This is a genomic window from Microbacterium sp. UBA7513, from assembly GCF_002478345.1.
Taxonomy (GTDB): domain Bacteria; phylum Actinomycetota; class Actinomycetes; order Actinomycetales; family Microbacteriaceae; genus Microbacterium.
The window spans coordinates 108,728-122,037 of sequence record NZ_DLNJ01000020.1; the positions used below are offsets into that span (position 1 = coordinate 108,728).

The following is a 13,310-nucleotide window of genomic DNA, read 5'->3' on the forward strand; positions in this document are numbered from 1 at the left end:
CGCGCCCGGCCCCCCGCTTCCTGTGGGGCCGGCTCAGGCCCCCGACGTGAGGGCGAGCAGCTTCTCCTTCACCTGCCGGCGCAGCACCTTGCCGATCAGCGACTTCGGCAGCTCCTCGACGATGAACACGCGGCGCGGCACCTTGTACGGCGTGAGGATGCTGCGCGCATACTCGCGGATCGCCTCCATGTCGACGTCGGCACCGGGATCGACGACGATGGCCGCGACGACCTCTTCGCCCGAGTGGTCGCTGGGCAGCCCGACGACCGCCGCGTCGGCGACCGACGGATGCTGGCGCAGCGCGTTCTCCACCTCGGTCGGGGCGACGTTGAAGCCGCCGGTGATGATGAGCTCCTTGATGCGGTCGACGATGCGCACGAAGCCGCCGTCGTCGATCGTGACGATGTCGCCCGTCCGGTACCAGCCATCGACGAACACAGCCTCGGTCTCCTCGGGCTTGCCGTAGTAGCCGGAGAACACCTGCGGGCCTCGCACGATGAGTTCGCCGGCGGAACCGGCCGGGACGTCCTCGGTGGGATTCTCCGGATCGACGACGCGGCACTCCGTGCCCGGGAGAGGGAGTCCTACGGTGCCGGGAACCCGGTTGTCGGCGACCGGGTTCGCCATGAGGACGGGCGAGCACTCGCTCAGCCCGTAGCCCTCGACGAGGTAGCCGTGCGTGGCGGCCTCGAACGGGACGACGAGCTCGTGCGGCAGCGCCATCGCGCCGGAGATCGCGACCTCGATGCCCTCGAGGGAGACGCCCTTGGCGTTCGCGGCGGCGAGAAGCCGGTCGGCGATGGGTGGGACGAGCGGGAGGAACGTCGCCGGATGCTTCTTGACGACGTCGAGCACGAGGTCCGGGTCGAACTTCGGGAACAGCACCAGACGCGCGCCCATCGACATCGCGAAGGTGAGGCAGAGCGTCAGTCCGTAGGCGTGGAACATGGGCAGCACGGCGTACACGACGCAGCCCTTGCCGCGCTGGATCGACGGCACCCAGGCCTGGGACTGTGCGGCGTTGGCGAGGAGGTTGCGGTGCGTGAGGGCGGCGCCCTTCGGCGTGCCGGTGGTCCCGGACGTGTACTGGATGATCGCCAGGTCGTCCGTGCCCGGCTGGGGATGCGAGGCGGGGATCGGGTCACCGGCGAGCACCGACTCCCAGAGCACGGTGCCGCGGACGCGCTCGGTCAGCGCAGCCCGCGACTCCCTCGCCTTCGCGACCGGCAGCCGGAGGGCGAAGCGGGTGAGGGCCGGCATCGCGCGCGTGACGTCCACGGACACGAGGGTCGAGACGGCCAAGTCGCTCGGGAACTCCTGGACTGTCGCGACGACCTTGTTCCAGACGATCGCGTGCTTGGCCCCGTGGTCCTCGAACTGCTTGCGCAGTTCGCGAGGGGTGTAGAGCGGGTTGTGCTCGACCACGACCGCACCGAGCCGCAGCACCGCGTAGAACGCGATGATGTGCTGCGGGCAGTTCGGCAGGACGATGGCGACCGGGTCACCGGCGCGGACGCCGAGATCACGGAGCCCCGCCGCGGCGCGATCGATCGCCTCCTGCAGCTGCGCGTAGGTGGTCTCCCGGCCGAAGAACTGCAGGGCCGGGGCATCCGGGTAGTCCCTGGCTGATGCGGCGACGATGTCCACGAGGGAGCCGCTGACGGGGGCGAGGTCCTCCGGAACGCCGTCGGCGTAGCTGGCGATCCACGGGCGAGGGGGCTGGAACGTGCTCACGCGCCCAGCTTAGGCGGGCCGCGCCGCGCCGAGCGGCGGGCGGCTCGCCAACTAGACTGGGGGCGTGTCTGAAATCACCCCTGATCTTGTGCGCCATCTCGGCGTGCTCGCGCGCATCCAGCTGAACGACGACGAGGTGACGCGGCTCACGGGCCAGCTCGACGCCATCGTCGACAACATCGCCAAGGTGTCCGAGGTCGCGACCGCCGATGTCGCCGCGACCAGCCACCCGATCCCGCTGAGCAACGTGTTCCGTCCCGACGTGGTCGGCGAGACGCTCACGCACGAGCAGGTGCTGCAGAACGCCCCGGACCAGGCCGACGGCCGGTTCCGCGTCACCGCGATCCTGGGAGAAGAGCAGTGAGCGACATCATCCGGCTGACCGCGGCGGAACTCGCCGACAAGCTCGCGACGCGGGAGGTCTCCAGCGTCGAGGCCACGCAGGCGCACCTCGACCGCATCGCCCAGGTCGACGACGACGTCCATGCGTTCCTGCACGTCAACGAGCATGCCCTCGGCGCGGCGGCAGACATCGACGCTCGTCGCGCCGCGGGGGAGGACCTCGGGCCGATCGCCGGTGTCCCGCTCGCGATCAAGGACGTGCTCGTCACAACGGATCAGCCGACCACGAGCGGCTCGCGGATCCTCGAGGGGTACCGCTCGCCGTACGACGCGACAGTCGTGGCCCGCTCCCGAGCTGCCGGCCTCATCGCGCTCGGCAAGACGAACATGGATGAGTTCGCGATGGGCTCCTCGACGGAGCACTCCGCCTACGGCCCGACCCGCAACCCCTGGGACCTCGACCGGATCCCCGGCGGCTCGGGTGGGGGCTCTGCCGCCGCCGTCGCCGCCTTCGAGGCACCGCTCGCCCTCGGCTCCGACACCGGCGGATCGATCCGCCAGCCTGCGCACGTGACCGGCACGGTCGGCGTGAAGCCGACCTACGGCGGCGTCAGCCGCTACGGTGCCATCGCGTTGGCGTCGAGCCTCGACCAGGTCGGCCCGGTCACCCGCACGGTGCTCGATGCGGGTCTGCTGCACGACGCGATCGGCGGCCACGACCCGAAGGACTCCACGTCGCTCGACGAGCAGTGGCCGTCCTTCGCGGCGGCTGCACGCGAGGGTGCGCGCGGGGACGGCCTCAAGGGTCTCCGCGTCGGCGTCATCCGCGAGCTTCCCGACAGCGGTTTCCAGCCGGGCGTCGCGGCCTCGTTCCGCAGCGCGCTGGCGCTGCTCGAGGCGCAGGGCGCCGAGATCGTCGAGATCGGTGCACCGCACTTCGAGTACGGCGTCGCGGCCTACTATCTGATCCTGCCGGCCGAGGCCTCGAGCAACCTGGCCAAGTTCGACTCGGTCCGCTTCGGCCTCCGGGTCACACCGGCGGGCAACCCGACGGTGGAGGACGTGATGTCCGCGACCCGCGACGCCGGTTTCGGCGACGAGGTCAAGCGCCGCATCATCCTCGGCACCTACGCTCTGTCGGCCGGATACTACGACGCGTACTACGGCAGCGCGCAGAAGGTCCGCACGCTCATCCAGCAGGACTTCGCCGCGGCCTTCGCCGATGTCGACGTCATCGCCACGCCGTCGGCCCCGACCACGGCCTTCAAGCTCGGCGAGAAGATCGACGACCCGCTGCAGATGTACCTGAACGACATCACCACGATCCCGGCGAACCTCGCCGGTGTCCCCGGCATCTCGATCCCGAGCGGTCTCTCGGATGACGACGGGCTGCCCGTCGGCATCCAGTTCCTCGCTCCCGCGCGGGAGGACGCCCGCCTCTACCGGGTGGGTGCCGCCCTCGAGACGCTGCTCGTGGATTCCTGGGGCGCGCCGCTGCTGTCCCGTGCCCCCCAGCTGGAAGGAGGCGCGCGCTGATGGCCGCCGCCAAGCTCATGGACTTCGACAAGGCGCTCGAGCTGTTCGAGCCGGTCCTCGGATTCGAGGTGCACGTCGAGCTCAACACGAACACGAAGATGTTCTCCGACGCTCCCAACCCCGCGAACGAGGCGTACCACGCGGCGGAGCCGAACACGCTGATCGCCCCCGTCGACCTGGGACTGCCCGGTGCGCTGCCGGTCGTCAACGAGACGGCCATCCGCTCGTCGATCAGCCTCGGCCTCGCGCTCGGCTGCTCGATCGCGGAGTCCAGCCGGTTCGCCCGGAAGAACTACTTCTACCCGGACCTCGGCAAGAACTACCAGATCTCCCAGTACGACGAGCCGATCGCCTTCGAGGGGTCGGTCGAGGTGGAGCTCGAGGACGGCACCATGGTGACGATCCCGATCGAGCGCGCGCACATGGAGGAGGACGCCGGCAAGCTCACGCACATGGGCGGCTCGACCGGCCGGATCCAGGGCGCCGAGTACTCGCTCGTCGACTACAACCGCGCCGGCGTCCCGCTCGTCGAGATCGTGACGAAGACGATCTTCGGCACCGATCACCGGGCTCCCGAGGTCGCCAAGGCGTACGTCGCCGCGATCCGCGACATCGTCCGCGGACTCGGCATCTCCGAGGCTCGGCTGGAGCGCGGCAACCTGCGGTGCGACGCCAACGTCTCGCTCCGTCGTCGGGGTGAGGAGAAGCTCGGCACGCGCACGGAGACGAAGAACGTCAACTCCATGCGATCCGTGGAGCGCGCGGTGCGGTACGAGATCCAGCGTCAGGCGCAGATCCTCGCCGACGGCGGCACCATCATCCAGGAGACCCGGCACTGGCACGAGGACACCGGGACCACCTCTCCCGGACGTCCGAAGTCGGACGCCGACGACTACCGGTATTTCCCCGAGCCGGATCTGCTTCCGGTGCAGCCGCCGCGCGAGCTGATCGAGGAGCTGCGCGCCGCCCTGCCCGAGCAGCCCGTCGCCCGTCGGCGCCGACTCATGGACGAGTGGGGCTTCACCCCGCTGGAGTTCCAGGACGTGCGCAACGGCGGTCTGCTCGATGTCGTCGAGGCCACGATCGCCGCCGGGGCCACGCCGGCCGCGGCACGGAAGTGGTGGACGGGGGAGATCACCCGCCTCGCCAATGCGCAGGAGGAGGATGCGGTCGACCTCGTCAGCCCGGAGAACGTCGCGGCGCTGCAGCAGCTCGTCGACGCCGGGACGCTGACCGACAAGCTCGCACGCCAGGTGCTGGAGGGCGTGATCGCCGGTGAGGGCACGCCGCAGGAGGTCGTCGACGCACGCGGTCTCGCCGTGGTCTCGGACGACGGTGCGCTCATCGCGGCGATCGATGAGGCTCTCGCCGCCCAGCCCGATGTGATGGCCAAGATCCAGGACGGCAAGGTCCAGGCCGCGGGTGCCATCATCGGTGCGGTCATGAAGGCCATGAAGGGCCAGGCCGACGCCGCCCGCGTCCGCGAACTCATCCTCGAGCGCGCCGCGCAGTGATTCTCGCCCCTGGGCCTCCATGTCGGAGGCCCAGGGGACAATGGATTCATGGGACACGGTGATGGCAGAGGCCGCATGGTGTCCTCGGCCGATGCCGACGACTCCGGTACGCGCATCCTCCACGTCGACATGGACGCGTTCTATGCGGCCGTCGAGGTGCTGGACGACCCGAGTCTTCGCGGACTGCCGCTGATCATCGCGGCTCCGGATGGCCGCTCCGTGGTCTCCAGCGCCTCCTACGAGGCACGGCGCTACGGCGTGCGCTCCGCGATGCCCGTGTCGCAGGCCCTCCGGCTGTGCCCCACGGCACGGATCGTCCCGCCGCACTTCCACCGGTACCAAGAGGTCTCGCGGCAGGTGATGGCGATCTTCGAGTCGTTCACGCCGCTCGTGGAGCCGCTGTCGGTGGACGAGGCGTTCCTCGACGTACAGGGTGTGCGCCGGCTCTGGGGGAGCCCCGCCGGGATCGCGGCCCAGATCCGTGAGCGCGTCCTCGCGGAGGTCGGCATCACGTGCAGCGTCGGCGTGGCCGCGACCAAGCATGTGGCGAAGATGGCGTCGACCATGGCCAAGCCGGACGGGATGCTCGTGGTCGCGGAACGCGACACTCTCGCCTTCCTCGCGCCGCGCCCCGTGCGAGCGCTGTGGGGCGTGGGGCCGAAGGCGGCGGAGGCACTGGAGGCCCGCGGCCTCCGCACGATCGGCGACCTCCGCACCGCATCGCCCGAGATGCTGGACCGCGCCGTGGGGCCGGCGCTGAGCGCGAGGCTCGCGCAGCTGGCGCGGGGGGAGGACGCGCGTGCGGTCGACACGGAGCGCGTGGAGAAGAGCATCGGACACGAGGAGACCTTCGACCACGACATCACGGATCGTGCCTTCCTCCGCGCCGAGCTGCTCCGGCTGGCCGATCGCGTGGGCGCCCGCCTGCGCCGTGCAGAGTGGGAGACCTCCACGGTCGCGATCAAGATCCGTTTCGACGACTTCCGCACCGTCAGCCGCTCCCAGACATTGCCGGAGCCGACCGCGGTCGGCCAGCGCATCGGCGAGGCAGCGCAGGGCCTGTTCGCGCTCATCGAGCGTCGTGATCCCATCCGCCTTGTGGGCGTCCGTGCCGAGAACCTCCGGCCCGCAGGAGGCAGCGCGCTGGCGCTGTGGGACGAGGACGAGGACTGGCGCAAGGTCGAAGGGGCCGTCGACGAGGCCATGGCGCGGTTCGGTTCGGCGACGATCAGCAGGGCGCGCCACATCGGACGCGGTGAAGGACGGGGCGCCGCGCGGCATCCGAAGGACCACGGCGTCGATTGACCGCGCGCCGCAGGCCGCCGTCGGCTACCGTGGGAACATGCCGAACATTGCACTGGAACTCGGGAATCAGGTCGCGTCTTTCGGCGTGAAGAGCGCGTACGGGGAACCGCAGGAGATCGACGGCGTCACCGTCACTCCGGTGGCGTTCACCTACGCGGGCTTCGGCGGAGCCAGCGGGGACGGCGGAGAAGGTGGCGGAGGTGGCGGCGTCTCGGTGCCGGTGGGCGTCTACGTCCGTCGTGAGGAGGGCCTGCGCTTCGAGCCGAACATCGTGACGCTCCTCGTCGTGGCCGTGCCCTTCGTCTGGGTCACCGGTCGGGCCCTCACGCGCATCATCCGTGCCCTCAAGAAGTGACGATGCGGTCGCAGCCGCCCTCTCGCAGGCCGCGACGCTGATCGTCGAGGACGTGCGCGCACTCGCGGCGTCCAATCCTGTCGTGATCATCGACGGCGGAAGCGGCGCCGGCAAGACCTCCCTGGCTGCGCGCGTGGCACGCGCCTGGCCGGTCGCCGGTCGTGTGCAGGTGATCGCGCTGGATTCCCTGTATCCCGGATGGGACGGGCTGGACGGCGGCGCGGAGCGGGCCCTCGATGGCATCCTCCGGCCGCACGGGCGCGGCCTTCTCGGGGCCTGGCGTCGATGGGACTGGGAGCGCGGCGAGGAGGCGGAAACGCATGCGGTCGATCCCGCACTCGGCGTCATCGTCGAGGGCAGCGGGATCCTGCGTCCGTCCACCGCACGGCTGGCCGACGTCCGCGTCTGGGTGGAGTCCGGAGAGCACTCGCGCAAGTCGCGGGCACTCGCGCGGGACGGAGACACCTATCGCCCGCACTGGGACCGGTGGGCGGCGCAGGAGCGCCGTCACGTCGAGCGGGACAGCCCCCGCGAACTCGCCACGCGGGTGGTCGAGGTTCCCTGAGCGCACTCAGCGGAGGGCGTCGGCGTCGCTCTCATCCACGGCTTCGATGAGGAGTTCGAGGCGGTATCCCAGCCAGTCGTACACCGCCTGACCGTCGCCGCCGACGTCGGGCGCGTCGTCGGTGATGCCGAGGCGCGTCGCGATCACGAGGCGGATGGCGGTGAGGGTGCGCAGCCAGGCGTCCACGTCTTCGCGGCGCACCAGAACGTCGCGGGAGACGCGGGCGTCCTCATCGGTCACCTCGGCGTCCGGATCGAACACCTGCAGCGACGCGCGCATCGTGCGGGCGTCGTGCAGGCGGCGATCGAGGAGATCCGCGCGGGTGGCCGACGCGAAGGCGACCGAAGCATCGTCGTCGTCCGGGTAGGCGTTCGGGGTCAGCCGCGCCACCCCGGGGTCATCCTGTTCGGTATCCCGGAGCAGTTCCATGAAGTCATCGACGAGCCGGGCCAGATGCATCCCCTCGATCGTGGCGACGGAGAGGGTGATCGGTGGGGTGTTCATACGGCCTTCCTGACGGTGGCCCAGAGCCCGTAGTCGTGCATCGCCTGCGCGTGCACCTCCATGGTCTCGCGGGGTCCGGTGGCCACGATCGCGTGTCCGTCGTGGTGGACGGCGAGCATGAGGCGGGTGGCATGCTCGCGGGTATAGCCGAAGTAGGTGCGGAAGACGCGGACGACGTAGCTCATCAGATTCACCGGATCGTTCCACACGACGACCTCCCAGGGCTCCAGGGGCGCAGCGGAGAGATCGGTGGCTTCATCGATCTCGGGAAGAGCGGTCGACACGGTCAGGCCCATCCGAGCTCGTGCAGGTGGGCGTCGTCGATGCCATGGAAGTGCGCGATCTCGTGGACGAGGGTGGTGTGGATCTCGTCGCGGAGTTCGTCGATGTCCTCGCATTGCGCGAGGTGCGGCTCCCGGTAGACGATGATGCGGTCGGGCAGCTCACCCATCCCGTACTGCGTGCGTTCCGGCAACGCGAGGCCGTCGTAGAGGCCGAGGAGATCCAGGCTCCCGTCCTCAGGACGGTCCTCCACGACGAACACGACGTTCTCGAGCTGCTCGACCATCTCGTCGGGCAGCTGGTCGAGCTCGTCGATCACGAGGGCCTCGAAGGCCGCGGCGTCCATGTCCATCCCCTCCAGCCTACGGGGGTGCGATGGGATCCTCAGTGCAGGAGGACGAGCAGCGCCGCGACGCCGATGAAGAGGCTTCCGAACACGGTGTTGAGGATCCGCTGGCCGCGCGGGGAGCGGGTGAGGCGCCGGAACGGGCGCGCCGCCGTGGCGAAGAACCCCCACATCACCAGGACGTCGACGACCACGACGGTGGCGACAAGAGCCAGATACTGGGGAAGCGGAGGCTGATCGAGCCGGATGAACTGCGGGATGAAGGCGAGGAAGAAGACGATCGCCTTGGGATTCAGCAGGTTCACCCAGAACCCGCGGCGCATCATCGACCAGTGGCTCTCCCGGGCATCCACCGGATCCGGCGCGTCGTCGAGCGCCGGAGCGGGGCGGGTCAGGATCAACCGGATGCCGAGGTACACGAGGTAGGCGGCTCCGGCGTATCGGATGAGGTTGAACAACACGTCCGAGCGCGAGACGAGGAGCCCGACGCCCGCGGCGACGATCACGACATGCACGATGAGCGCGATCTGCTGGCCGATGATGCCCCAGATCGATCGTTTCCAGCCCTGCGTGAGGGAGTTGGACATCGTGTTGATCGCGCCGGCCCCCGGCGTGAAGCTGATCACCACGGATGCGGTGAGAAGAGAGAACCAGACCGCCAGTGACACCAGGACAGTCTAGGGCCGCGGGAGAGGCGAAGAGACTCGGACCAAACCGGTCCGAGCCTCTTCGAGCTGGGGTGAGTAACGGGGCTTGAACCCGCGACCTCCTGGACCACAACCAGGCGCTCTACCAACTGAGCTATACCCACCATGCGCCCGCCGAAACAGGCAACCCCACGAGTCTATTACATGTTGGAGGCGAACTCCGACACGGTGCGCGCGGCGATCTCCTTGGCGTCGTCGCTGGAAGGCCCCGGCTCGTCCACGAAGACAGCGTCCCGGTAGTAGCGGAGCTCGCGGATGGACTCCAGGATGTCGGCCAGCGCGCGGTGGCCGCCGTCTTTCGCCGGAGCCTGGAAGAACACCCGGGGGTACCAGCGACGGGAGAGCTCCTTGATGCTGGACACGTCGACGTTCCGGTAGTGCAACCACTGGTCGACCTGCGGCATGTACTTCGCGAGGAACATCCGGTCGGTACCGATCGTGTTGCCGGCGAGAGGTGCGCGGCGCTCGAGCGGGACGAAGCGGCGGATGTAAGCCAGCGTCTGCTCCTCGGCCTCCTGGAGGGTGACTCCGTGCGGGATCTCGTCGATGAGCCCCGAGGTCTCGTGCATGGCGGTGACGAAGTCGTTCATGTGCGCGAGCGCGTCCGCGCTCGGACGGATGACGACCTGGAAGCCGGGGTCGAGCGGACGGAGCTCGAAGTCGGTCACCACCACGGCGATCTCGACGAGTTCGTCGACCGCGAGATCGAGACCCGTCATCTCGCAGTCGATCCAGACGAGGCGGTCGTTCTCCGAAGCAGTCACCATGTCGCCATCCTATCGACGGCCCCGACATCCAGCGGGGGAGCGCGGTACGGTAGAGACGTCCGCCTCCGTAGCTCAGGGGATAGAGCAGGAGCCTTCTAATCTCTTGGTCGCAGGTTCGAATCCTGCCGGGGGCGCAGGGAAATCCGGTCGAGACGACCGCTGTCAGCAGTGCCGCAGCGCGTCGACGGCGTCATCCGCGCGCCAGAACTCGCCGATCAGCCGGAAGCCGCCCGTCGCCAGGTGCAGCCGCTCCGCGCGGTAACGGAGGCCCAGAGGGTCGGCCACCACCCGCAGATGGCCGAGGACGTGATCGCGGCTGTCCTGGACACGCCACAGGTGATCGGCGGCACGGACGAGATGTTCTCGGCGCGATGCGAGCGGCGGTGCGGCGAGGGGCACTCCGGGAGCGGGGATCGAAGCGGTGGTGGCGGTCATGGTCTCTCCTTCCATGGTTCGAACGTACGACCGACCACCGACATTTGCCCGGGCCCCGGTATCCGCGGATGACCTGGCCTCTTCTGCACAATACACCGCCGCTCGAGCCTGTCCACGGATCACGGGATCGCGTCCCCGCCACCTGCTCTGCGCGGTGCACGCTGGAGGGCATCCGGCCGCCGAGCCGGCAGCGAGAGGACGAACAGATGATCGACACGGTGACCGTCGTCGGGAGAGTCGCGACGGAGCCCACACCCGGGCGGACGAGCGCAGGAGTGCCTGTCACGAACTTCCGGCTGGCGAGCACGCACCGGCGCTTCGACGCTGCGAGCGGTTCGTGGGTGGACGCAGGGACCAACTGGTTCTCGATCGCGGCTTTCCGTCAGCTGGCGGAGCACGCGCGGGCATCGCTGCGGGTCGGGGACAGCGTCATCGTCTCCGGACGGCTCCGGGTGCGCCCGTGGGAGAGCAACGGGAAGCAGGGGACGAGCGTCGACATCGACGCGGACACGATCGGGCATGACCTCCGGTGGGGGACCACGGCATATCGGCCGAGCGCCAGGCCCTCACCGGCGGAGGAGGGGGAGAGCGGTGACCTCTCGACGGCGGATCACGAGGTGCGCGGCGCGTGGGATCAGCCAGCGGAGAGCGAGGCGGCTTAGACTCTGCTCGTGCTCCGATCGGTCCTCCCGTCCCGCGCTGCGGCGCTCGTGCTCGTCGCCGGTGTCTCGGCCGCCGTCCTCGCCGGATGCGCGCCGGAGCCCGCGGCCACGCCGACTCCCACGGTGACGACCACCGCCGATCCGACGCCGTCCGCCGCTCCGGCTCTGGTGCCGGACGGGAGCGCCGAGGACAACCTCCCCGTCTTCACGGCGGTGGCGGAGCGGGTCTGGGGGACGGAGCAACGCGGGGAGGGGCGCGCGTACGTCGACGGTCTCGTCGCGGCGGGATTCGATCGGGACGCCATGCAGCTCACGCCGGACCAGTCGACGGTCGGGAACCCGGCGGAGAGCATCCAGTTCTCGGTCCGCTGGGGCGAGGAGGAGTGCCTGATCGGACAGGTCGGTCCCTCCACCGGTGCCGTCGTGACCACGGTCATGCCCCAGCTCGCCGGCGGGCGGTGCCTGGTGGGCGCGACGCGGCCGATCGACTGGTGACTCGCGTACACAGATAAGCCCACTCGCGGCCGGTAGGCTGGAGTGTCGATCTTCGACGCCAACAGAAGGAGCGGTTTTCGGTGGCTGAGTACATCTACTCCATGGTTCGTGCGCGCAAGGCGGTGGGCGAGAAGCTCATCCTGGACGACGTCACGATGGCGTTCCTGCCGGGCGCGAAGATCGGCATGGTCGGCCCCAACGGCGCCGGAAAGTCGACGATCCTCAAGATCATGGCCGGGCTCGACACCCCGTCCAACGGTGAGGCCAAGCTCTCGCCGGGGTACTCCGTCGGCATCCTCATGCAGGAGCCGGAACTCGACGAGTCGAAGACGGTCCTCGAGAACATCCAGGACGGCATCGCCATCAAGGCCAAGGTCGACCGGTTCAACGAGATCTCCGCGCTGATGGCCGATCCGGACGCCGACTTCGACGCACTCCTCGCGGAGATGGGGACGCTGCAGGAGGAGATCGACGCGGCGGACGGCTGGGACCTCGATTCCCAGCTCGAGCAGGCGATGGACGCCCTCCGCACCCCGCCCGGCGACGCGGCCATCGCTCCGCTCTCCGGTGGCGAGAAGCGCCGCGTGGCGCTGGCCAAGCTGCTGCTGCAGAAGCCCGACCTGCTGCTCCTCGACGAGCCCACCAACCACCTCGACGCGGAGAGCGTGCTCTGGCTTGAGCAGCACCTCCAGTCGTACAAGGGCGCCGTGATCGCCATCACCCACGACCGGTACTTCCTCGACCACGTGGCCGAGTGGATCGCCGAGGTCGACCGCGGACGCCTCATCGGCTACGAGGGCAACTACTCCACGTACCTGGAGAAGAAGGCCGAGCGCCTCGACATCCAGGGCAAGAAGGACGCCAAGCTCGCCAAGCGCCTGAAGGACGAGCTGGACTGGGTCCGCTCCAGCGCGAAGGGGCGGCAGACGAAGTCGAAGGCGCGTCTGGCACGGTACGAGGAGATGGCGGCCGAGGCGGAGCGGACGAGGAAGCTGGACTTCGAGGAGATCCAGATCCCCGCCGGTCCTCGACTCGGCAACGTGGTCATCGAGGCCAAGAACCTCAAAAAGGGCTTCGACGGCCGGTCGCTCATCGACGGTCTGAGCTTCAGCCTTCCGCCGAACGGCATCGTCGGCGTCATCGGCCCGAACGGCGTCGGAAAGACGACCCTGTTCAAGACCATCGTCGGGCTGGAGCCCCTGGACGGCGGCGATCTGAAGATCGGCGAGACCGTCAAGATCAGCTACGTCGACCAGTCGCGGTCGTCGATCGACCCGAACAAGACCCTGTGGGAGGTCGTCTCCGACGGCCTGGACTTCATCACGGTCGGCAAGACCGAGATCCCGTCCCGTGCCTACGTCTCGAAGTTCGGGTTCAAGGGCCCGGACCAGCAGAAGAAGGCCGGCGTGCTCTCCGGTGGTGAGCGCAACCGTCTGAACCTCGCGCTCACCCTCAAGGAGGGCGGCAACCTGCTCCTCCTCGATGAGCCGACCAACGACCTCGACGTCGAGACGCTGAGCTCCCTGGAGAACGCGCTGCTCGAGTTCCCCGGCTGCGCGGTGGTCATCACCCACGACCGGTGGTTCCTCGACCGGATCGCGACGCATATCCTCGCCTACGAGGGCACGGACGAGAAGCCCGACCAGTGGTACTGGTTCGAGGGCAACTTCGAGGCCTACGAGCAGAACAAGATCGAGCGTCTCGGCCCGGACGCGGCGAAGCCCCACCGGTCGACGCACCGCAAGCTCACCCGCGACTGAG

General features: G+C 69.2%; 16 protein-coding genes and 2 tRNA genes. 10 read left to right on the forward strand and 8 right to left on the reverse strand.

The features are described 5' to 3' along the window. Positions 1 to 33 precede the first annotated feature (33 nt). Positions 34 to 1,734 (reverse strand): long-chain-fatty-acid--CoA ligase, encoded by a 1,701-nt coding sequence (locus B2W79_RS11060; protein ID WP_292789533.1) that lies wholly within the window; start codon positions 1,732 to 1,734, stop codon positions 34 to 36. A gap of 64 nt (positions 1,735 to 1,798) precedes the next feature. Here B2W79_RS11060 and gatC point away from each other — a divergent pair, with 64 nt between their 5' ends. The 6 genes from gatC to B2W79_RS11090 are packed head-to-tail and all read left to right on the forward strand — an operon-like array spanning position 1,799 to position 7,351. After that, on the forward strand, positions 1,799 to 2,098 hold the full coding sequence (gene gatC, locus B2W79_RS11065; RefSeq protein WP_025103377.1) for an Asp-tRNA(Asn)/Glu-tRNA(Gln) amidotransferase subunit GatC: 300 nt from the start codon (positions 1,799 to 1,801) through the stop codon (positions 2,096 to 2,098). Next, on the forward strand, positions 2,095 to 3,612 hold the full coding sequence (gene gatA, locus B2W79_RS11070) for an Asp-tRNA(Asn)/Glu-tRNA(Gln) amidotransferase subunit GatA (protein ID WP_071328552.1): 1,518 nt from the start codon (positions 2,095 to 2,097) through the stop codon (positions 3,610 to 3,612). The genes gatC and gatA overlap by 4 nt, the downstream gene beginning before the upstream one ends. Further along, positions 3,612 to 5,126 (forward strand): Asp-tRNA(Asn)/Glu-tRNA(Gln) amidotransferase subunit GatB, encoded by a 1,515-nt coding sequence (gene gatB / locus B2W79_RS11075; RefSeq protein ID WP_071328553.1) that lies wholly within the window; start codon positions 3,612 to 3,614, stop codon positions 5,124 to 5,126. The genes gatA and gatB overlap by 1 nt, the downstream gene beginning before the upstream one ends. Positions 5,127 to 5,174: 48 nt before the next feature. Further along, the gene (gene dinB / locus B2W79_RS11080) at positions 5,175 to 6,431 is read left to right on the forward strand and encodes a DNA polymerase IV (protein WP_292789537.1); all 1,257 of its coding nucleotides are present in this window, start codon (positions 5,175 to 5,177) and stop codon (positions 6,429 to 6,431) included. A gap of 37 nt (positions 6,432 to 6,468) precedes the next feature. After that, on the forward strand, positions 6,469 to 6,786 hold the full coding sequence (locus B2W79_RS11085) for a hypothetical protein (RefSeq protein ID WP_071328758.1): 318 nt from the start codon (positions 6,469 to 6,471) through the stop codon (positions 6,784 to 6,786). Next, positions 6,770 to 7,351, forward strand: a complete 582-nt coding sequence (locus B2W79_RS11090) for a hypothetical protein (RefSeq protein ID WP_083391695.1) — start codon at positions 6,770 to 6,772, stop codon at positions 7,349 to 7,351. Before B2W79_RS11085 ends, B2W79_RS11090 begins: the two co-directional genes overlap by 17 nt. A 6-nt stretch (positions 7,352 to 7,357) precedes the next feature. Here B2W79_RS11090 and B2W79_RS11095 read toward each other — a convergent pair whose 3' ends face one another. The 6 genes from B2W79_RS11095 to orn form a co-directional block, all read right to left on the reverse strand. Further along, positions 7,358 to 7,855: a DUF2017 family protein gene (locus B2W79_RS11095; RefSeq protein WP_071328555.1), complete on the reverse strand. Its 498-nt coding sequence runs from the start codon at positions 7,853 to 7,855 to the stop codon at positions 7,358 to 7,360. Further along, positions 7,852 to 8,151 carry an ATP-dependent Clp protease adapter ClpS gene (gene clpS / locus B2W79_RS11100; protein ID WP_071328556.1) on the reverse strand — a complete coding sequence of 100 codons (300 nt, stop codon included), beginning with the start codon at positions 8,149 to 8,151 and terminating at the stop codon, positions 7,852 to 7,854. The genes B2W79_RS11095 and clpS overlap by 4 nt, the downstream gene beginning before the upstream one ends. Continuing rightward, a complete protein-coding gene (locus B2W79_RS11105; RefSeq protein WP_025103385.1) occupies positions 8,142 to 8,489 on the reverse strand; it encodes a metallopeptidase family protein in 348 nt (115 codons plus the stop codon). The genes clpS and B2W79_RS11105 overlap by 10 nt, the downstream gene beginning before the upstream one ends. A 32-nt stretch (positions 8,490 to 8,521) precedes the next feature. Beyond that, the gene (locus B2W79_RS11110; RefSeq protein WP_060922772.1) at positions 8,522 to 9,151 is read right to left on the reverse strand and encodes a LysE family transporter; all 630 of its coding nucleotides are present in this window, start codon (positions 9,149 to 9,151) and stop codon (positions 8,522 to 8,524) included. 67 nt (positions 9,152 to 9,218) lie between these two features. Then, positions 9,219 to 9,294: transfer RNA gene (locus B2W79_RS11115), tRNA-His, on the reverse strand. Positions 9,295 to 9,330: 36 nt separating this feature from the next. After that, a complete protein-coding gene (gene orn, locus B2W79_RS11120; RefSeq protein WP_071328557.1) occupies positions 9,331 to 9,957 on the reverse strand; it encodes an oligoribonuclease in 627 nt (208 codons plus the stop codon). A gap of 61 nt (positions 9,958 to 10,018) precedes the next feature. On the opposite strand from orn, the gene B2W79_RS11125 reads away from it, so the two are divergent. Continuing rightward, positions 10,019 to 10,091, forward strand: a tRNA-Arg gene (locus B2W79_RS11125). Positions 10,092 to 10,119: 28 nt separating this feature from the next. Here B2W79_RS11125 and B2W79_RS11130 read toward each other — a convergent pair. Continuing rightward, positions 10,120 to 10,392 (reverse strand): hypothetical protein, encoded by a 273-nt coding sequence (locus B2W79_RS11130; RefSeq protein ID WP_083391696.1) that lies wholly within the window; start codon positions 10,390 to 10,392, stop codon positions 10,120 to 10,122. Between the two features lie 206 nt (positions 10,393 to 10,598). Here B2W79_RS11130 and B2W79_RS11135 point away from each other — a divergent pair, with 206 nt between their 5' ends. From B2W79_RS11135 to ettA, 3 genes are all read left to right on the forward strand, one after another. Beyond that, positions 10,599 to 11,054 carry a single-stranded DNA-binding protein gene (locus B2W79_RS11135; protein WP_292789545.1) on the forward strand — a complete coding sequence of 152 codons (456 nt, stop codon included), beginning with the start codon at positions 10,599 to 10,601 and terminating at the stop codon, positions 11,052 to 11,054. A gap of 9 nt (positions 11,055 to 11,063) precedes the next feature. Beyond that, a complete protein-coding gene (locus B2W79_RS11140) occupies positions 11,064 to 11,549 on the forward strand; it encodes a DUF6993 domain-containing protein (protein WP_292789547.1) in 486 nt (161 codons plus the stop codon). 80 nt (positions 11,550 to 11,629) lie between these two features. Next, positions 11,630 to 13,309 carry an energy-dependent translational throttle protein EttA gene (ettA, locus tag B2W79_RS11145; RefSeq protein WP_025103391.1) on the forward strand — a complete coding sequence of 560 codons (1,680 nt, stop codon included), beginning with the start codon at positions 11,630 to 11,632 and terminating at the stop codon, positions 13,307 to 13,309. The last annotated feature ends 1 nt before the right edge of the window (position 13,310 follow it).

Coding starts and splice junctions, on each gene's coding strand:
- B2W79_RS11095 (WP_071328555.1), bottom strand. CDS start 7,855: ATGAACACCCCACCGATCACCCTCTCCGTCGCCACGATCGAGGGGATG.
- B2W79_RS11105 (WP_025103385.1), bottom strand. CDS start 8,489: ATGGACATGGACGCCGCGGCCTTCGAGGCCCTCGTGATCGACGAGCTC.
- B2W79_RS11085 (WP_071328758.1), top strand. CDS start 6,469: ATGCCGAACATTGCACTGGAACTCGGGAATCAGGTCGCGTCTTTCGGC.
- B2W79_RS11130 (WP_083391696.1), bottom strand. CDS start 10,392: ATGACCGCCACCACCGCTTCGATCCCCGCTCCCGGAGTGCCCCTCGCC.
- dinB (WP_292789537.1), top strand. CDS start 5,175: ATGGGACACGGTGATGGCAGAGGCCGCATGGTGTCCTCGGCCGATGCC.
- orn (WP_071328557.1), bottom strand. CDS start 9,957: ATGGTGACTGCTTCGGAGAACGACCGCCTCGTCTGGATCGACTGCGAG.
- clpS (WP_071328556.1), bottom strand. CDS start 8,151: ATGGGCCTGACCGTGTCGACCGCTCTTCCCGAGATCGATGAAGCCACC.
- B2W79_RS11135 (WP_292789545.1), top strand. CDS start 10,599: ATGATCGACACGGTGACCGTCGTCGGGAGAGTCGCGACGGAGCCCACA.
- gatB (WP_071328553.1), top strand. CDS start 3,612: ATGGCCGCCGCCAAGCTCATGGACTTCGACAAGGCGCTCGAGCTGTTC.